Source organism: Streptomyces sp. NPDC021100 (assembly GCF_044333095.1).
Lineage (GTDB): Bacteria > Actinomycetota > Actinomycetes > Streptomycetales > Streptomycetaceae > Streptomyces.
Window position 1 is genome coordinate 202,305 of sequence record NZ_JBIRQH010000008.1, and the last position, 16,467, is coordinate 218,771.

Genomic DNA, 16,467 nt, shown 5'->3' on the forward strand with positions numbered 1-16,467 from the left:
ACCACATTCCCCGGCCGACGCGAATGCGGAAAAGATCCTTCAACTCCGCCCGCACGGCGCGTAGATCATTCCCGTGTGCAGTTGAACCTTCCGCTTTCCCGCCCCTCCACCGCCCACTAGCATCCGCGAGGAAACAGCCGGAGAAGCAGCCGGAGAAAAGTTCAGAGAAAGTTCAGAGAAAGTTCAGAGAAACATCCAGCAGAACGGCCAGGAAAGAAACTTCCGACGATTTTCGGATGGTGAGGGTGACATGGCGGCACCGCTGGTCAACGCAGACGCCCTGGTCAAGACCGACCGATCCCGGCTGATCCACCCGCACCTGCCCGGTGCCGCCGCCGATCGGATCATCATGGTGGAGGGCTCCGGCTGCCGGTTACGCGACGCGCACGGCCGCGAGTATCTCGACGCCACCGGCGGCCTCATGCTCACGCACATCGGGCACGGGCGGCGGGAAATGGCCGAGGCCGCGGCCGGGCAGATGACGAAACTGGAGTACTACAGCAGCTTCCACGAGTTCTCCAACGAACCCTCCATCCAGCTGGCCGACCGGCTCATCGATCTGGCGCCCGCCCCGATGGAGCGCGTGTACTTCACGAGCGGCGGCGCCGAGGCGGTCGACGCCGCGCTGCGGATGGCCCGGCTCTACCACCACCGGCTCGGCCGGCCCGAGCGGACCTGGGTCCTCGCCCGGCACTTCGGCTACCACGGGGTCACGTACGGCGGCGCCGCGGCCACCGGAATGCCCATGTTCCACCAGGGCTTCGGCCCCATGCTGCCGAACGTCCGGCACCTGACGCCGCCGCTGCCCTTTCATCCGGAGATGTACGGCGGCGAGGACCCCACCGCGTACTGCCTGCGCGAACTCCGGGAGACCATCGAGGAGATCGGCGCGGAGAACATCGCCGTGATGATCGGGGAACCGATCCTCGGCGTGGCCGGCGTCGTCGAACCCCCGGCCGACTACTGGCCGCGGGTCCGCGAGCTGCTGTCGGCCCACGGCATCCTCCTCATCCTCGACGAGGTCATCACGGCGTTCGGCAGGACCGGCCACTGGTTCGCGTCCGAACGCCTCGGCGTCACACCGGACTTCATCGTCACCGCCAAGGGGCTCACCTCGGGGTACTTCCCCATGGGCGCGCTCCTGGTGGCCGATCACGTGGCCGACGTGGCCACCCGGGACGACGGGTTCCTCGGCGGGTACACCTACAGCGGCCACGCGACCGGCTGCGCGGTGGCCCTGAAGAACCTCGACATCCTGGAGCGCGAGAACCTCCTCACGGCCGCCGTCGAGGTCGGCGACCGCCTCGGCGCGCGCCTGCGCCGCCTGGAGGAGCTGCCCTTCGTCGGACAGGTGCGGCAGACCGGGCTCATGCTCGGCATCGAACTCACCGAGGACCCGGCCACCGGTGAACCCCTGTCGGCCGACTGGGTGCCGCCGCTGGTCCGGGAGCGCGCCGGGGTCGTCGTCCGCAACAACCCGAACACCGTCCTGCTCAGCCCGCCCCTGGTGATGACCCACGAGGAGGCCGACCGGGTCGCGGCGGCGGTCACGGACGTCCTCACCGAGTACGCCGCCACCACGCGCCGCGCGACCCGCCGCACGCCCCGCGCACCGGCCCCGTCGGTCCTCGACACCCCCTGGGACCGTCCGCCCTCGATGCCCGACCTGCTCGCCGCCGCCATGGAATGGCACTTCGGCCCCAGGACCGGCTCCCGCTTCTGGCTGGAGCGGGCCAGGACCCTCGACTTCGACCCGCGGAAGGACGTCCGCACCGAAGCCGACCTCGCACTGTTCCCCAACGTCGTCGACGAGCTGCGCGACGCCCGCGTCGAAGACCTCATTCCGCGCGGATACGGGGACGAGCCGGTCCCGCTGGACATCTTCGAGAGCGGCGGGACGACCGGCGCGCCCAAGCGCGTCGTCTGGCTGCCCGACCTCCACGAGCGGCTGACCTCGTGGCACTCACAGGTCCTGGACGACCGCGGCGTCCCCCGCGGGGTGAACTGGCTGACCATCGGCCCGAGCGGACCGCACCTCTTCGCGCCCACGAGCCGGACGCTGGCGCATCTGCGGGGCGGCATCCCGTTCACCGTGGACCTCGACCCGCGCTGGGTGAAGAAGTGCGTCGGCGAGGGCAGGGCGGAGGAGACGAAGAGGTACGTGGAGCATGTCCTCGACCAGGTCGCGGCGATCCTGCGGAGCCAGGACGTCGGCGTCGTCTTCACCACGCCCCCGCTGCTGGAGGCGCTGGCCGGCCGCGACGAGCTGGCCGAGCTCATCAACCGGAAGGTCGACACCCTCATCTGGGGCGGCTCCTCCATGAACGTCGACACCCGCGCCCTGCTCCGCACCCAGGTGTTCCCCGACGCGCGGCTGCTGGGCTTCTACGGGAGCACCATGGTCGGCGGCGGCATGTACGAGCGCGACGGCGTCGCCGAGCACGAGCCGTCCGTCTTCGACCCGCCGTACCCGTTCATCAGCATGCGGGTCGTCGACCCGGACACCGGGAAGCCGGTGCCCTACGGCGAGCGCGGCCAGGTGGTCATGAATCATGTCAGCCGCGGCATGCTGCTGCCCAACAACCTCGAACGGGACACCGCGCTCCGCATCGCCCCCGCCGAGCACTCCGGCGGCGACGCGGTGGCCGACATCCAGCCGGTCCGGACGTTCGACGGCACCACGGTCATCGAGGGGGTGTACTAGGAATGCCCGCCTCCCCGGCGCTCCTCCCCCTCGACGCCCTCGGCCCCGGCGGCCCCTACCGCACCCAGGCCAGGGAGGCCGTCCACGACGTCACCGGACGACCGGTCGCGGAACTGAGCGTGGTCCCGCGCCTGTACGTGCGCCGCGCCCTGGCGGCCCTCCGCCGCGCGGAGACCCTGCCGCTGGACGAGCGGACGGCGGCCCTCGCGGAGGCGGCCCGGCTGTTCGCGACCGCCACGATCGACGGGATGTCCGTCGAACGGTACGAGCACACCGTCGCCCGGGTCGGCGGCCTGCCCGTGTCCGTCGTGCGGCAGGCCACCGGCACATTGGCGACGGGCCTGGCCGGCGCGTACGGCTTCGCCTGCCAGGCCCGGCCACGCGGCAGCCGCGATGTGTCGGCCGGCGCCGGCACCGCGCGGTGGATCCGGCGCGGTGACGTGCTGTCCGTCCTCGCCGCCGGCAACCATCCCGGCATCCACGCCCAGTGGGTGGAGGCCCTGGCCCTCGGCTACCGCGTCGCCGTACGCCCCTCCCGGCGCGAGCCGCTGAGCGCGCACCGGCTGGTGACCGCCCTGCACGAGGCAGGCTTCGGCACGGACCACGTCGCGCTCCTGCCGACCGACCACAGTGTGGCCGACGAACTGGTCACCGGCGGCGACCTGGCCCTGGTCTACGGCGGCGACACGGTGGTGGACAAATACGGTTCCGGCACGACCGTCCTGCCCCACGGCCCGGGCCGGGCAAAGATCCTCATCACCGCGGACACCGACTTCACCCGCCACCTCGACACGATCGTCGACTCGATCGGCGCGCACGCCGGCGCGTCCTGCGTGAACACCACCGCCGTCTTCGTCGAAGGCGACCCGGCCCCGGTGGCCGAGGCCGTCGCCGACCGGCTGGCCCGCCTGCCCTCCCTGCCGCCGGAGGACGACGAGGCGGCCCTGCCGGTCCAGCGCCTCGACGAGGCGCGGACCCTGGAGAAGTACGTGCGCTCGGAGGCCGCCGGGGCCACGGCCCGGCTCGGCGGCGACACCCTCGTCCACGACCTCGGCGACGGCGCCGCGGTACTCCGCCCCGCGGTGTTCCAGGTGGACCGCGCCGACGCGCCGCAGACCCGCCTGGAAATGCCGTTCCCCTGCGCGTGGATCGCCCCGTGGAGCCGAGCCGACGGCCTCGCCCCACTCCGCGACACGCTCGTCCTCACCGCCCTCACCGCCGACCGGAACCTGGTCTCCCGCCTCCTGGAGGAGCCCACCATCCGCAACCTCCACGTGGGCGACCACCCCACCCACGTCCTGACGCCGGGCCTCCCCCACGACGGCTACTTCGGCGAGTTCCTGATGCGCGGCAAGACCTTCACCACGTCGCCGGCCCTCTGACCGGGCAACCGGCCGAGTCCCCGGCACCCGCGCCACCGACGCGGGTGCCGGGGACTACCGCGCTCCCGGCCCGGCCGACTCCGTGGGGCGGTCGATGAGGACCGCGAGCCCGTCGAGGACGCGGGCGAGGCCGAACTCCCAGGCGTGCTCGGGGCTGTACGCGGCGCCCTGTGCGCTGCCCGCCGCCGTGCCCACGCGGGCGGCGGTGGGGTAGGCCTGCGGGTCGAAGGCCTTTTCCAGCAGGGGTGCGTTGGCCGCCCACCACTGTTCGTCGTCCATCGCGCTGTCCTGCCGGGCGGCGCGAGCGTCCGCCGCCGAGCGGGCGTTGGCCTGGACGAAGGTGAGCAGGAAGGTCAAAGCGGCGTCCATCTCGACGTCGTCGAGACCGAGTCCGTCCAGTGCCGACAGTTCGTGCTCGTATTTGGCCATCAGGCCCGGTCCCAGCGGCGGCCGGCCGGTGGAAACGGTCGCGGCCCAGGGGTGTTCCTCGAACATCGCCCTGTTCTCCTCGGCCACGGCGGTCAGCCGGGCGCGCCACGGCCGCCCGGCGGTGTCGGTCCGGGGCATCCGCAGGTAGGCCGTGTCCAGCATGAGGTCCAGGAGCTCGGCCTTGCCCGGCACATAGGTGTACAGCGTCATCGGGACGACCCCCAACTGCTGGGCGACGCGGCGCATGGTGACCGCGTCCAGACCGTCGGCGTCCGCCAGGCCGATGGCGACGGCGACGACCGTGTCGATGTTCAGCCGCTGCTGCGGACCGCGCCGTGGCGCGTCCACCGGGACGCGCCAGAGCAGCTTCAGGGAACGGGCCGGATCGCCGGAGCCGCTTCGGTCGGGAGTCACAGGGACATTCTGACCCATGAAGCTTCTCTGTACGTGGTACAGTGTACGACGTACAGAGAATATGGATCCGTTCGAGGAGGACTTTTGCCGATCACCGCTTCCGCCGTGTCCCTGAACGTCGACGACGTCGAGGCGTCCAGCACCTTCCTCACCGACCACTTCGGGTTCCGGAAGGAGATGAGCGCGGACGGTTTCGCGTCGCTGTCCCGCGAGGACGCCGGGATGAACGTCATCTATCTGCGACGGGGCCTGGCGACCCTCCCCGACGACCAGCGTGACGACCACGCCGACGGCGTGATCCTCGCCTTCGTCGTCGACGACCTCGAATCCGAACTGGCGCGCCTGACCGCCGAAGGGGTCACGATCACCATGCCGCTGCGCGAAGAGCCCTGGGGCGAGCGCGCCTTCCAGGTCACCGACCCCAACGGCGTCATCGTCCAGCTCGTCGACTGGAACGCGACCACCGCCCACTGAGCGGCACGGGGCCGGGCCGCGGCCATCCGCGGCTCGGCCCGCCTGCGGGACGGCTACGGTCCACCGTGGCGGACGGCTCTTCCCGGGATACGGCTCACGGGTGGTTCGGGTTGATCCACACCGCGTCGAAGTCGTTCGCGCCGAACGCCGACGGGAACCCGATCCACCCGTCCGAGATCTTCACCGGATAGCCCGCGTCGGCCGCGAGCGTGAGCGGGTCGAGGCGAACGTACTGGTCCCCCTTGAAAAGGTAGGTCCTGCCGTCGGCAAGGCGCACGCCGTCGTCGATGTCGCAGCCGAACCCCGCGGACGCCAGGCTCGGCGCGAGCGAGGAGATCATGTCCGGTCCCTGAAGAATCCCACCCGGAGGGGACCCGCGCAGACAGCGGTTGTCGTGGAAGAACCAGCCCGAGCCGCCGTCCCCCACGCCGAAGCCGCCGTCGAGGTAGTCCTCGAAGCCGGTGCCCTGAGGAAGCTCGCCCAGCCGTTGGTGTTCGGCCAGGGGTACGGGGGCTCGCCCACCAAGTCGACGATGTCGTTCCGCGCGACGCCGTAACGGACGTGATTGCCGCCCTTGTAGAAGGAGACGTCCTCTCCGGCGTCATCGTTGATGGCCGCGTCCAATCCGCTCGCGAATCCCCGGTCCGCCACGCTTCCCCAATTCGTGGCGATCGACTTCACGTACTCGACGGTTCCGGGATCCGGGTCGAGCGCGTAGCGCGCGTAGTCCCCGCCTTTGATGAAGTAGACCTTCGCTCCCACGACGCACCTCCTCTCGAAGGCGTCAAGTCATCGCGCCGGCCCACTCGTTCTGTCGCTTCGGACCCCCTCCGGGCCCGCTGCTGCGGCAGCTGTCCCCCAGACACGGCTCGGGGTACCGATTGCCGTCCGACGGCGAACTCGGGCCGGTCGGGGACCTGGACGGCCAGGCAGAAGACGCACTTCCCCCCGTCACCGGCGTCGTCCACGCCGTGAGGATGATGCTGTCGGTGAACCGCAGAGTGCGCGGGTCGTACCGGCCGGCACCGGGCCTGCCGGCGGGAGTTCGCGGACACCGGAGGCCCGAGGAAGCATCTCCCACCACCACTGTCCGGGAACCGATCACGGCTTGCGGATTCGTTCCGGCCATCAGCTGGATCGTGCCGAAGACCTCGTCTTCCTTTCCTGACGGATTTGGCACTCAAGACCGGCCCAGACGACCCTGACATCCCACATGACGCACACCGATCCACGGCTTCAGGGCCGGACGGCGAGACGCTTCCCCCGTCGGCGGTGACTGACCGGCCGCATGGGATTCCGCCCTGCCGAACCGGTCAGGAGAGTTCCGCGTCGGCGGAACGCCCTTTCTCTTCCCCATGTATATCCGCCCCGGCACCGTGTCCTGTGCGGCGGGCGGCGATGCGCACCGCCGGTTGGCGCCGGCAGGACGATGCCTCCGGCCCTGCGGACCGGTAGCCGACGCCAATACCCGGCCGCTATGGACGATTTGCGACATTAACGGCCCAAGCACCCTTTACGGATGACGCGTTGAGCCGATCTTCCGGCGAGGGGACGACCGGGCCCGGCCTGCGGGTGACGGCGGGGCCGCCGTCTCCTCCGGGGCTCGCCGAACGCACCGGAAACGAGAAGATCCCGCCCGATCAGAATGATCGGACGGGATCTCCCGTGACTGCTCCGGAACAGTCGTGTTGTGGACCTGAGGGGATTTGAACCCCTGACCCCCTCGATGCGAACGAGGTGCGCTACCGGACTGCGCCACAGGCCCTTGCAACGAGTGAAACTCTAGCACCCCGACCGGCCGAGAAGAAAATCGCCCTTCTCGGCCCTCCCGCAGCTGACCAGCGCGAGGGCGCCCGAAGGGCGACGGAGGGGCGAGCGGGCGGCCGGAGCCGGAGGTCACTCGTTGGCGGCGCGGGGGCGCTCGTCGTCCGCGTACTGGTCGAACAGCGGGGTGCGGCCGCGCTCACGGGGGCGGCGGCGGGGGCGTGCGCCCCGGCGGTCGTCGGCCGGCTTGCGGTCGAGGGAGGGGCCGGCGGTGCTGGAGCGGGCGGCGCTCCAGGTGTCCGGGGTGCCGAGGTCGTCGGAGCCGCCGGCGCGCGGGGCGACGGGGGCGGTGACGTAGGTGGGCAGCGGGACGGGCACGGGCTCCCAGCCGTCGCCCTCGGTACCGCGGTCGCGCTGCTGGTCCACCCACTCGGCGTGGTCGGTCTGCTCGACCAGGGCGCGGCGTCCGGCGCTGGGCGAGGGGGTGGCCGGCGGGGCGCTCGCGGGCTCAGCCGCGGGGGCGGGGGCCGGGCGGCGGACGGTGTCCGCGGGGGCGGGGGCGGCGACGGTCGTGGGGTCCGCCGCCTGCTGAGGGCGCGGGCGGCCCTCGCGGAGCCGCTGGGCGGCGAGTTCGGCCCGGCGCTGGTCCATGACGAAGGCGAACCGCCGCCGTTCCTGGACGCGCAGGTAGCAGATGTACGAGCTGAGGAGCAGCGCCGGGACGCCGGGGGCCCAGAGGAAGGCGATGCCGCCGACGCCCGCGACGACCGCGCCGAAGGTGAAGGCGAGGAAGAGGAGGACGGTGGTGCGGCGGCGGCGCGCGAGGACCTTGGAGCGGCGGGCGCGTTCGGCCGGGGTGGGGGGAGTCCGGTCGGGCGCGGGCATGCCGGAGGACCGGGCGGCGACCGGTGCGGTCGCGGCGTCCGGCTGGGGACGCGCCGTCGGGGCGTCCGCCGCCACGTCGGGTGCCGACGCGTCCGGTGCCGGCGCGTCGGCGGAGGCGCCGGCGCGTTCGAGCTCCTTGGCGTAACGGCGCTCCATCCCCGCCCGTCCGGACAGCAGCCGGATGGCGGTGCTGAAGCGTTCCGTCGGACGGGCTTCGTTGAGCTCGTCCTGCCTACGGAGCCACATCGGCACCAAGTAGGCGGCCCAGGCCCCGACGATGACTGCGTAGATCAGGCCGCTGCTGCTCACACTGCACACGGTAGAGGGGTCCGCTCGGCGGATTCCGCCAATTGGCGCGGTGTGTCGCACGAACCGGCTGATATCTCGAACTTTTTTTGTGATTGTTGGGTTCGAAACCGAACATCGGCCGTCATTCGACAGTCAAATTCGAACGTTTATTTCATTTGGTCAGCCGGGACCGGTGCCACCGGCTGACGACCCCGTCCACCGCCTCCTCCGCCGTGAGCGCGTAGACCAGGTGGTCCCTCCAGGCGCCGTCGATGTGCAGGTACCGCGGACGGAGCCCCTCCTCGCGGAAGCCGAGCTTCTCCACCACCCGGCGGCTGGGCGCGTTCTCCGGGCGGATGCACACCTCGACGCGGTGCAGGCCGAGGGTGCGGAAGCAGTGGTCGGTGACGAGGGCGACGGCGGTCGGCATCACGCCCCGGCCGGCCACGGCCTCGTCCACCCAGTAGCCGACGTGCGCCGAGCACATCGACCCCCAGGTGATGCCCGCCACCGTCAACTGCCCGGACAGCCGCCCCTGGTACTCGATGACGAAGGGCAGCATGCGGCCCGCGTGCGCCTCGGACCGCAGGTGACGGACCATCTGCCGGTAGGTGGGGCGCCGGGCGGGCGGGCCGCCGGGCGGGGGCGGCGGAACAGTGGCCTCCCAGGGGCGCAGCCAGTCGCGGTTGCGCCGGTTGACCTCACGCCAGGCGCGGTGGTCGCGCATGCGGATGGGACGGAGCAGGACGTCGCCGTCCCGGAGCGCCACCGGCCACATGGTCATGCCGGGTTCCGGGGCGCGGGTCCGGGGTGATCACCGCCGTGCAACTGGTCCACGGCGTGCGCGAGTAGCCGCCCGAGGACGGCCAGGCCGTCCCGCACCCCGCCCGTCGAACCGGGCAGATTGACGATCAGCGTGCGGCCGGCGACGCCGGCCAGGCCGCGGGAGAGCGCGGCCGTCGGCACCTTGGCGAGCCCCTCGGCGCGGACGGCCTCGGCGATGCCGGGCACCTCGTAGTCCAGGACGGCCCGGGTGGCCTCGGGGGTGCGGTCGGTGGGCGAGACGCCCGTACCGCCGGTGGTCACCACCACGTCGTACCCCTCGGCGACGGCCGACCGCAGCGCGGTCTCGACCGGGTCGCCGTCGGGCACCACCAGGGGGCCCTCGACCGTGCAGCCGAGCTCGGTCAGGCCGGCGACCAGCAGCGGACCGCCCCGGTCCGGGTAGACGCCGGCGGCGGCCCGGTTGGAGGCGGTGACGACCAGGGCTCTCACGCGCGCCGCCAGTCGCCGGACTTCCCGCCGGACTTCTCCTCGACCCGGACGTCCGTGATGACGGCGGCCTTGTCGACCGCCTTGACCATGTCGACGACGGTGAGGGCGGCCGTGGTGACGGCGGTGAGGGCCTCCATCTCGACACCGGTGCGGCCGGTGGTGCGGACGGTGGCGGTGATCTCGACGGCGTCGTCGGTCAGCGCGAGGTCCACGGTGACACCCGAGAGGGCCAGCGGATGACAGAGCGGAATGATCTCCGGGGTGCGCTTGGCGCCCATGATCCCGGCGATCCGGGCGGTGGCCAGCACGTCGCCCTTGGGCAGGCCCTCGCCGCGCAGCAGTTCCAGCACGCGCGGCGCGACCAGCACCCGTCCGCTCGCCCGCGCGGTGCGGGCGGTGACGTCCTTGGCCGTGATGTCGACCATGCGCGCCGCGCCCGCGTCGTCGAGGTGGGTCAGCCGGGCGGGTGGGGGCTGGGTGCTGCTCATCGTTCTCCCGGTCCAAGGCCAAGGCCGTCAGTGGGGTGCCACCGTACCCGGAGGCGGCGGCGGTCAGTCGGGAAGGCCGCCGAGAAGGATGCAGTCCACCTCGGCGCCCGCCGGGACGGAGGTGACGTCCTCCGGCACGACGATCAGCGCGTCGGCCCGCGCGAGCGCCCCCACCAGGTGCGATCCCGCGCCCCCGACGGGGGTGACCCGCCCGTCCTCGTACCGGCCGCGCAGGTACTGGCGGCGGCCCTTCGGCGACGGGCCGACGGGCTCCGCGCACTCGGCGCGGACGACGGGGCGCTCCGGCGGTTCGAGGCCCATCATGGCGCGGACGGCGGGCCGGACGAAGAGCTCGAAGGAGACGTAGGCGCTGACCGGATTGCCGGGGAGGGCGAAGAGGGGGGTGCGGCCGGGCCCGAGCCGGCCGAAGCCCTGCGGCTTGCCGGGCTGCATGGCCAGCTTGCGGAACTCGACCCGGCCCTCGTCGCCGGAGAGCCCGGTGAGCGCCGCCTTGACGACGTCGTAGGCGCCGACGCTGACGCCGCCGCTGGTGACGATGGCGTCGGCGCGGACGATCTGGTCCTCCAGGGTGGCGCGCAGCGTCGCGGCGTCGTCCTCGACCGCGCCGACGCGGTAGGCGAGGGCCCCGGCGTCGCGGGCGCAGGCGGCGAGGAGGTAGCTGTTCGAGTCGTGGATGCGGCCGGGGGCGAGCTCGGCGCCGGGCGGGACGAGCTCGCTGCCGGTGGAGAGGACGACGACGCGCGGGCGCGGGCGGACGGTCACGGTGGCGCGGCCGATGGCGGCCAGCAGCCCGAGCTGGGCGGGGCCGAGGACGGTGCCGGCGGCGAGCGCGAGGTCGCCGGCGGCGACGTCGCTGCCGCGGGCGCGCACATGGGCGCCGGCGGTGGCGGGACGGTGCACGCGCACCGCGCCGAGCCCGTCCCCCGCTCCGGAGGCCCCGGAGGCGATGCCGCCGGCGGACATGGTGGTGGCGGGCCCGCCGCCGAGCCCGCCGTCGGTCCACTCGACGGGGACGACCGCCTCGGCGCCGGGCGGCAGCGGCGCCCCGGTCATGATCCGCGCGGCCTGGCCGGGCCCCACGGCGACGAGCGTCCCGTCGCCGCCCGCCGCGACGTCGCCGACGACCGTGAGCACCGCCGGGAACTTCTCGCTCGCGTCCCGGACGTCGGCGGCCCGGACCGCGTAGCCGTCCATGGAGCTGTTGTCGAAGGGCGGCAGGGCGGCCGGGACCGTGACGTCCTCGACGAGCACGCAGCCCTGGGCGTCGAGCAGTTGGAGCTCGATGGGCTCCAACGGACGGACCGTGCGCAGGATGTCGGCGAGGTGCTCGTCCACGGACCAGAGGCGGTCCGCGCCCGGCGCGGCCGCGGCGGCGTCGCTCACAAGGCTCACAGGGCTACATCTCCTCGGTGACGTACCTTCGAAGCCAGGCCCGGAAGTCCGGCCCCAGGTCTTCACGTTCGCATGCCAGTCTGACAATGGCACGCAGATAGTCACCACGGTCACCGGTGTCATACCGGCGTCCCTTGAACACCACGCCGTGCACCGGTCCGCCGAGGCCCGGCTCGGCGGCGAGGGCCTGGAGCGCGTCGGTGAGCTGGATCTCGCCGCCGCGTCCGGGCGGGGTCTCGCGCAGCACGTCGAAGATCGCGGGGTCGAGGACGTAGCGGCCGATGACGGCGTAATTGCTGGGCGCCTCGGCCGGGTCGGGCTTCTCGACGAGCCCGGTGACCTCGACGACGTCCTCGGCGTCGGTCGGCTTGACCGCCGCGCAGCCGTAGAGGTGGACCTGGGACGGGTCGACCTCCAGCAGGGCGATCACGCTGCCGCCGGAGCGCCGCTGGATGTCGACCATGCGGGAGAGCAGGGCGTCCCGCTCGTCGATCAGGTCGTCGCCGAGGAGGACGGCGAACGGCTCGTTGCCCACGTGCGGCGCGGCGCAGAGGACGGCGTGGCCGAGGCCCTTGGGGTCGCCCTGGCGGACGTAGTGCATCGTCCCCAGGTTGCTGGACTCCTGCACGCGGGCGAGCCGGGAGGCGTCGCCCTTGCGGCGGAGGGCCTCCTCCAGCTCGTAGTTCCGGTCGAAGTGATCTTCCAGGGGGCGCTTGTTGCGGCCGGTGATCATCAAGACGTCCGTGAGGCCCGCGGCGACCGCTTCCTCGACCACGTACTGGATGGCCGGCTTGTCGACGACCGGCAGCATTTCCTTGGGCGTGGCCTTCGTCGCCGGAAGGAACCGGGTTCCCAGGCCGGCGGCGGGAATGACAGCCTTGCTGATCCGAGGTCGCGCGTGAGTCATGGGGCGAACACTATCCGTTGCGAATGAGTGGAAGATGCGGCTCCACCGAGTATGAACCGAGAAAAGGAGTTTGTACGAACAATGGGCACGGCAGATGGCGACAAGACCGACTTGCGGCGCATTCTCCTGGACCGACGGGCGGCCCTGAGCCCCGGAACGATCGAGTTCGCGCAGCAGGCGCTGGGACGGCGCGCGCTCGGCCTGCCGGAGCTCGCGGACGCGGGGACGGTCGCCGCCTACGTCTCCGTCGGCCGCGAACCGGGCACCCGCGCCCTGCTGGAGGCCCTGCGCGAACGCGGCGTCCGGGTGCTGCTGCCGGTCCTGCTGCCGGACAACGATCTCGACTGGGGCCTTTACCGCGGCCCCGCCCACCTGGCTCGGGCCGGCCGCGGCCTGCTGGAGCCGGACGGGCCCCGGCTCGGCCCCGACGCCGTCACCGGGGCGGACGCCGTCCTGCTGCCCGGCCTCGCGGTGGACGGCAGGGGCATGCGGCTGGGGCGCGGGGGCGGCTCGTACGACCGCGTGCTGGCGCGCCTGGAGCGCGCGGGCGCGACGCCCGCCCTCGTCGTGCTCCTCTACGACGACGAGGTGGTCGCGCGGGTCCCGGAGGAACCGCACGACCACCCCGTGCACGCGGTGGTCACCCCTGGCGGGGTGCGCCGCTTCGCGCCGGCCTGACCGGCGCCCGTTCACCTGGCGGAGGAGGACACCCGCCTCACGGCGTGAGCGTGAGCGTGTTCTCCGACGCCTTCTTCACCGCCCCCGGGGTGAAGGCCCACGGGAGCAGCTCGCCCTTGGCCCACTTGTCCGTCTGGTCGTAGTAGTTGGCGTGGTAGGCGTGGCCGGACGCGCCGGTGAGGTTGATCCACCGGGACTTGTCCAGGTCCTCCAGGTTGACGACCATCCGCATCGACGGCACCCAGACCACGTCGTAGCCGCCCGCCGCGTTCCAGCCGGCCGCGTTGACGGCGGCCTCGCCGCCGGCCAGGTTCCAGGGACCGCGGTTGAGCATCCACCGGACGACGGCGGGGCCCTCCTTGCCGAGCGTCTGGTTCTTCAGGGTCAGCTGGTGCAACCGGCCCCAGCTCCAGGACGAGACGTCCTTGCCGAGCTTGGAGGTGAGCTCCCAGCGGGCGTCCTTCATGGCGCGGGCCAGCAGGTCGTCGCGGTTCTTCGCGCCCTTGCGCCCGCTGGTCTTCCACCACCCGTCGTCCGGCTTGTCGAGGATCGAGCGGACGACCTCGGTCCAGCGGTCGCCGCCGTCCGGCTGCGCGGCGTCCGGCTCGCGTTCGCCGCACTCGGTGACCAGGCGGGTCCTGCCGTTCAGGTCCTCCTTGGGACCGGAGTCGTTGGCCGGGGGCACCCGCAGGCACTGGCCCTTGACGCGCAGTTCCTTGGGGAGCTTGTTGCCGAAGGCGAGCTTGAGGGTGTTGCGCCAGACCGCGTTGAAGTAGGCGGCGGCGGCCGAGTCGGCGTCCTGCTTGTAGTCCCAGTCCTTCAGCAGGTCCTGGGCCTCGCGCAGGTACTTCGTCTCGCGCTCGTTGGGGCCCTTGAGGTTGATCTTGAGCAGGTAGGGCGTCAGGAGCTTGCCGATCTCGCTGGCGTTGTCCATCTGCATCTTCTGCATGTCCTCGGTCGAGATCTTCCCGCCGTCCTTGATCTTCGACTGGATGAGCTCGGTGATGCGGTGGCTGCGGGTGCCGTAGCCCCAGTCCGAGGTGAGCGGAATCGGGTACTTCGGGTCGATGACGGCCTGGTTGGCGGTCACGATGTAGCCGCGCTTGGGGTTGTAGTCCCAGGGCAGCGCGGCCGACGGGACGAAGCCCTTCCACTTGTAGGACGGGTCCCAGCCGGGCGCCGGAAGGCGGCCGTCGTGCTTCTTGTTGCGCACGGGGATCTGCCCGGGGGCCTGGTAGCCGATGTTGCCCTTGGTGTCCGCGTAGATCAGGTTCTGCGAGGGGACGGCGAAGTCGAACGCGGCCTTCCGGAACGACTCCCAGTCCGCGGCCCGGTTCAGCTCGAAGACCGCGTCCATCGACTTGCCCGGCTCCAGGGCGGTCCAGCGCAGCGCGACGGCGTAGCCCTCGGCGCGGTCGGGGGCCGAGCCCTTGACCGGCGCGTCCTGGCCGACCTTGCCCAGCTCGTCGTTGCGGTCGGAGACGAGCGGCCCGTTGTTGGTCTCGCGGATCGTGAACTCGCGGTCCTTGCCGCCCGCGACCTTCACGGTCTCCTTGCGGGTGTCGAGCTTCAGCTCCTTGCCGCCGAACTGGTACGTCCCGTCGGGGGTGACCTTCTCCAGGTAGAAGTCGGCGACGTCGGCGCCCAGGTTCGTCATGCCCCAGGCGATGTCCTTGTTGTGGCCGATGACGACGCCGGGCATGCCCGCGAAGGTGTAGCCGGCCACGTCGTACGGGCACTGCTCGCTCGTCTTTGTGCAGTGCAAACCCATCTGGTACCAGACGGACGGCAGCTGCGGCGCGAGGTGCGGGTCGTTGGCCAGCAGCGGCTTGCCGGTGGTCGTGTACTGCCCCGAGACCACCCACGAGTTGGAGCCGATGCCGTTGCCGTTGGGGCCGAGCAGGGCCGGGAGCTGGTCGAGCGTCTTCGACAGCGAGGCCAGGCCGGTGCGCAGGCCGCCGGTGGAGGCGCCGCCCGTGCCCTTGCCGGGGACGCCACTGTTGGGAACGCCCTGGGTGCCCTGGTTTCCCTGCGTGCCTCGGTTGCCCTGGGTGCCGGGCGTGCCCTGAGTTCCGGGAGTGCCCTGCGTGCCCCGGCCGCCGGGCGTGCCCTGGGTCCCCTGCGTGCCCTGCGTCCCCTGCCCGCCGGTCTGCGGCGACGAGGACGGCGTGCCCTTGGGGTCGAAGCTCTTGCCGGCCGCGTCATAGGCGCCGCCCTCGACGATCGGCTTGTTCCGGTCGTACGGGTACGCCGGGTAGAGCTGCTCGATCTGCCGCGGGCTCAGCCGGGTGGCGGCGAGCGAGCGGTCGATCTCGTCGCGCATGTTGGCCCGCAGGTCCCAGGCCATCGCCTTCAGCCAGGCGACGGAGTCGACCGGCGTCCACTTCTCCGGCTTGTAGTCGTTCTCGAACTCCAGGGCCGCGTACTCGACGGACAGCGACTTGCCCTTGTGGTCGGCGAGATAGGCGTTGACACCGTCCGAGTACGCCTGGAGGTACTTCTTGGTCTCCGGCGACAGTTTGGTGTCGTATTCCTTCTGCGCGGTCCTGCGCCAGCCCATCGTGCGGACGAAGGCGTCGGTCTCCACCTGTCCCGAGCCGAACATCTCGGAGAGCCGTCCGGCCGTCAGATGCCGCCGGACGTCCATCTCCCAGAAGCGGTCCTGCGCCTGGACGAAGCCCTGGGCGCGGAAGAGGTCCTCGGCGTTGTCCGCGTAGACCTGGGGGATCCCGTTGCCGTCCCGCTCGACCTTGACCTGACTCTTCAGTCCTTTGAGCGCGAGCGTTCCGGACATCTCCGGGAACGAGGCGCGGACGGTGCTGACGCCCCAGTACGTCCCGTATCCGACACCTGCCACGAGCAGCAGCACGAGGCTGATCACGAGCAGGCGAGCGCGTCGTCCCTTCTTTTTCTTGCCGGAAGGGCCGGTGTTGTTGGGGGGCATCGCTGTCCTTCGCGGGGCCGGGTGGTCCTGGAGTGCTGGAAGCAACCATAGGCGCAGGGCACCCGGCGGCCCGACGCGGAGTCGTCGCGGGGTCCGGACGCGGCCGTTCCGACGAGCCGTCGGGGGTGGTTCGACGGGAGGGGCGGGAGTGGTCCCGTGGGACGTACGGGAGTGATCCCGTGAGACGTCGGCGGATGGTCCTGTGGGGCGTCGGCGGATGGTCCCGTGAGACGTCGGCGGGTGGTCCCGTGGGGGTTCGCCCACCCTCGTCCCGTCCGGACCGCGTTAAGAACCCGTAAAATATTAGGAGAGGCAATGAAGTTCCGGTCGTTCGTAGGAAGGCGTTCGCAGGAACGTTCCTTCAGACAACGGCCGGAGTCCTAGTGATGGGAGCGGCCCCTGACTGTCCACCACCTCAACGA

At 71.8% G+C, this 16,467-nt stretch carries 14 protein-coding genes and 1 tRNA gene; 4 read left to right on the forward strand and 11 right to left on the reverse strand.

Annotation, left to right across the window (positions count from 1 at the left end; all coding sequences use genetic code 11):
- Window positions 1–250: 250 nt before the first annotated feature.
- Together ACH4PU_RS17720 and ACH4PU_RS17725 are read left to right on the forward strand one after the other, a co-directional pair.
- On the forward strand, window positions 251–2,704 hold the full coding sequence (locus ACH4PU_RS17720; protein ID WP_398272497.1) for an aminotransferase class III-fold pyridoxal phosphate-dependent enzyme: 2,454 nt from the start codon (window positions 251–253) through the stop codon (window positions 2,702–2,704).
- A 2-nt stretch (window positions 2,705–2,706) separates the two neighbouring features.
- Window positions 2,707–4,086, forward strand: a complete 1,380-nt coding sequence (locus tag ACH4PU_RS17725) for an aldehyde dehydrogenase family protein (protein WP_398272499.1) — start codon at window positions 2,707–2,709, stop codon at window positions 4,084–4,086.
- Window positions 4,087–4,140: 54 nt separating this feature from the next.
- Here the strand turns inward: ACH4PU_RS17725 and ACH4PU_RS17730 are convergent, their stop codons facing one another.
- Entirely contained in the window at window positions 4,141–4,929 is a 789-nt protein-coding gene (locus ACH4PU_RS17730) for a TetR/AcrR family transcriptional regulator (protein WP_398272501.1), read from the reverse strand.
- Between the two features lie 84 nt (window positions 4,930–5,013).
- On the opposite strand from ACH4PU_RS17730, the gene ACH4PU_RS17735 reads away from it, so the two are divergent.
- Window positions 5,014–5,403: a VOC family protein gene (locus tag ACH4PU_RS17735; protein WP_398272503.1), complete on the forward strand. Its 390-nt coding sequence runs from the start codon at window positions 5,014–5,016 to the stop codon at window positions 5,401–5,403.
- A gap of 94 nt (window positions 5,404–5,497) precedes the next feature.
- Here the strand turns inward: ACH4PU_RS17735 and ACH4PU_RS17740 are convergent, their stop codons facing one another.
- The 9 genes from ACH4PU_RS17740 to galU form a co-directional block, all read right to left on the reverse strand.
- Window positions 5,498–5,743, reverse strand: a complete 246-nt coding sequence (locus ACH4PU_RS17740; RefSeq protein WP_398272505.1) for a hemopexin repeat-containing protein — start codon at window positions 5,741–5,743, stop codon at window positions 5,498–5,500.
- Window positions 5,740–6,165, reverse strand: coding sequence for a hypothetical protein (locus ACH4PU_RS17745; RefSeq protein ID WP_398272507.1), 426 nt, complete (start codon window positions 6,163–6,165; stop codon window positions 5,740–5,742). The genes ACH4PU_RS17740 and ACH4PU_RS17745 overlap by 4 nt, the downstream gene beginning before the upstream one ends.
- A 929-nt stretch (window positions 6,166–7,094) precedes the next feature.
- Window positions 7,095–7,168: transfer RNA gene (locus ACH4PU_RS17750), tRNA-Ala, on the reverse strand.
- 131 nt (window positions 7,169–7,299) lie between these two features.
- A complete protein-coding gene (locus ACH4PU_RS17755) occupies window positions 7,300–8,361 on the reverse strand; it encodes a hypothetical protein (RefSeq protein WP_398272509.1) in 1,062 nt (353 codons plus the stop codon).
- 151 nt (window positions 8,362–8,512) lie between these two features.
- A complete protein-coding gene (locus tag ACH4PU_RS17760; RefSeq protein WP_398272618.1) occupies window positions 8,513–9,118 on the reverse strand; it encodes a GNAT family N-acetyltransferase in 606 nt (201 codons plus the stop codon).
- 2 nt (window positions 9,119–9,120) lie between these two features.
- The gene (locus ACH4PU_RS17765) at window positions 9,121–9,627 is read right to left on the reverse strand and encodes a molybdenum cofactor biosynthesis protein B (RefSeq protein ID WP_398272620.1); all 507 of its coding nucleotides are present in this window, start codon (window positions 9,625–9,627) and stop codon (window positions 9,121–9,123) included.
- The gene (gene moaC, locus ACH4PU_RS17770) at window positions 9,612–10,103 is read right to left on the reverse strand and encodes a cyclic pyranopterin monophosphate synthase MoaC (RefSeq protein WP_398272512.1); all 492 of its coding nucleotides are present in this window, start codon (window positions 10,101–10,103) and stop codon (window positions 9,612–9,614) included. The genes ACH4PU_RS17765 and moaC overlap by 16 nt, the downstream gene beginning before the upstream one ends.
- A gap of 63 nt (window positions 10,104–10,166) precedes the next feature.
- Entirely contained in the window at window positions 10,167–11,507 is a 1,341-nt protein-coding gene (gene glp / locus ACH4PU_RS17775) for a gephyrin-like molybdotransferase Glp (protein ID WP_398272623.1), read from the reverse strand.
- Between the two features lie 13 nt (window positions 11,508–11,520).
- Window positions 11,521–12,423: a UTP--glucose-1-phosphate uridylyltransferase GalU gene (gene galU, locus ACH4PU_RS17780; protein WP_171166786.1), complete on the reverse strand. Its 903-nt coding sequence runs from the start codon at window positions 12,421–12,423 to the stop codon at window positions 11,521–11,523.
- A gap of 81 nt (window positions 12,424–12,504) precedes the next feature.
- Between galU and ACH4PU_RS17785 the strand changes: the two genes are divergently transcribed.
- Complete coding sequence (locus tag ACH4PU_RS17785) at window positions 12,505–13,101, forward strand: 5-formyltetrahydrofolate cyclo-ligase (protein ID WP_398272514.1); 597 nt, start codon at window positions 12,505–12,507, stop codon at window positions 13,099–13,101.
- 37 nt (window positions 13,102–13,138) lie between these two features.
- On the opposite strand, the gene ACH4PU_RS17790 is transcribed toward ACH4PU_RS17785, so the two are convergent.
- Window positions 13,139–16,045, reverse strand: a complete 2,907-nt coding sequence (locus ACH4PU_RS17790) for a penicillin acylase family protein (RefSeq protein WP_398272516.1) — start codon at window positions 16,043–16,045, stop codon at window positions 13,139–13,141.
- Between the last annotated feature and the right edge of the window lie 422 nt (window positions 16,046–16,467).

Bases quoted from the DNA above. Each gene is read 5' to 3' on its own strand.
- ACH4PU_RS17720 (WP_398272497.1), top strand. From the start codon at position 251: ATGGCGGCACCGCTGGTCAACGCAGACGCCCTGGTCAAGACCGACCGA.
- ACH4PU_RS17725 (WP_398272499.1), top strand. From the start codon at position 2,707: ATGCCCGCCTCCCCGGCGCTCCTCCCCCTCGACGCCCTCGGCCCCGGC.
- ACH4PU_RS17740 (WP_398272505.1), bottom strand. From the start codon at position 5,743: ATGATCTCCTCGCTCGCGCCGAGCCTGGCGTCCGCGGGGTTCGGCTGC.
- ACH4PU_RS17760 (WP_398272618.1), bottom strand. From the start codon at position 9,118: ATGTGGCCGGTGGCGCTCCGGGACGGCGACGTCCTGCTCCGTCCCATC.
- moaC (WP_398272512.1), bottom strand. From the start codon at position 10,103: ATGAGCAGCACCCAGCCCCCACCCGCCCGGCTGACCCACCTCGACGAC.
- galU (WP_171166786.1), bottom strand. From the start codon at position 12,423: ATGACTCACGCGCGACCTCGGATCAGCAAGGCTGTCATTCCCGCCGCC.
- ACH4PU_RS17785 (WP_398272514.1), top strand. From the start codon at position 12,505: ATGGGCACGGCAGATGGCGACAAGACCGACTTGCGGCGCATTCTCCTG.
- ACH4PU_RS17790 (WP_398272516.1), bottom strand. From the start codon at position 16,045: ATGCCCCCCAACAACACCGGCCCTTCCGGCAAGAAAAAGAAGGGACGA.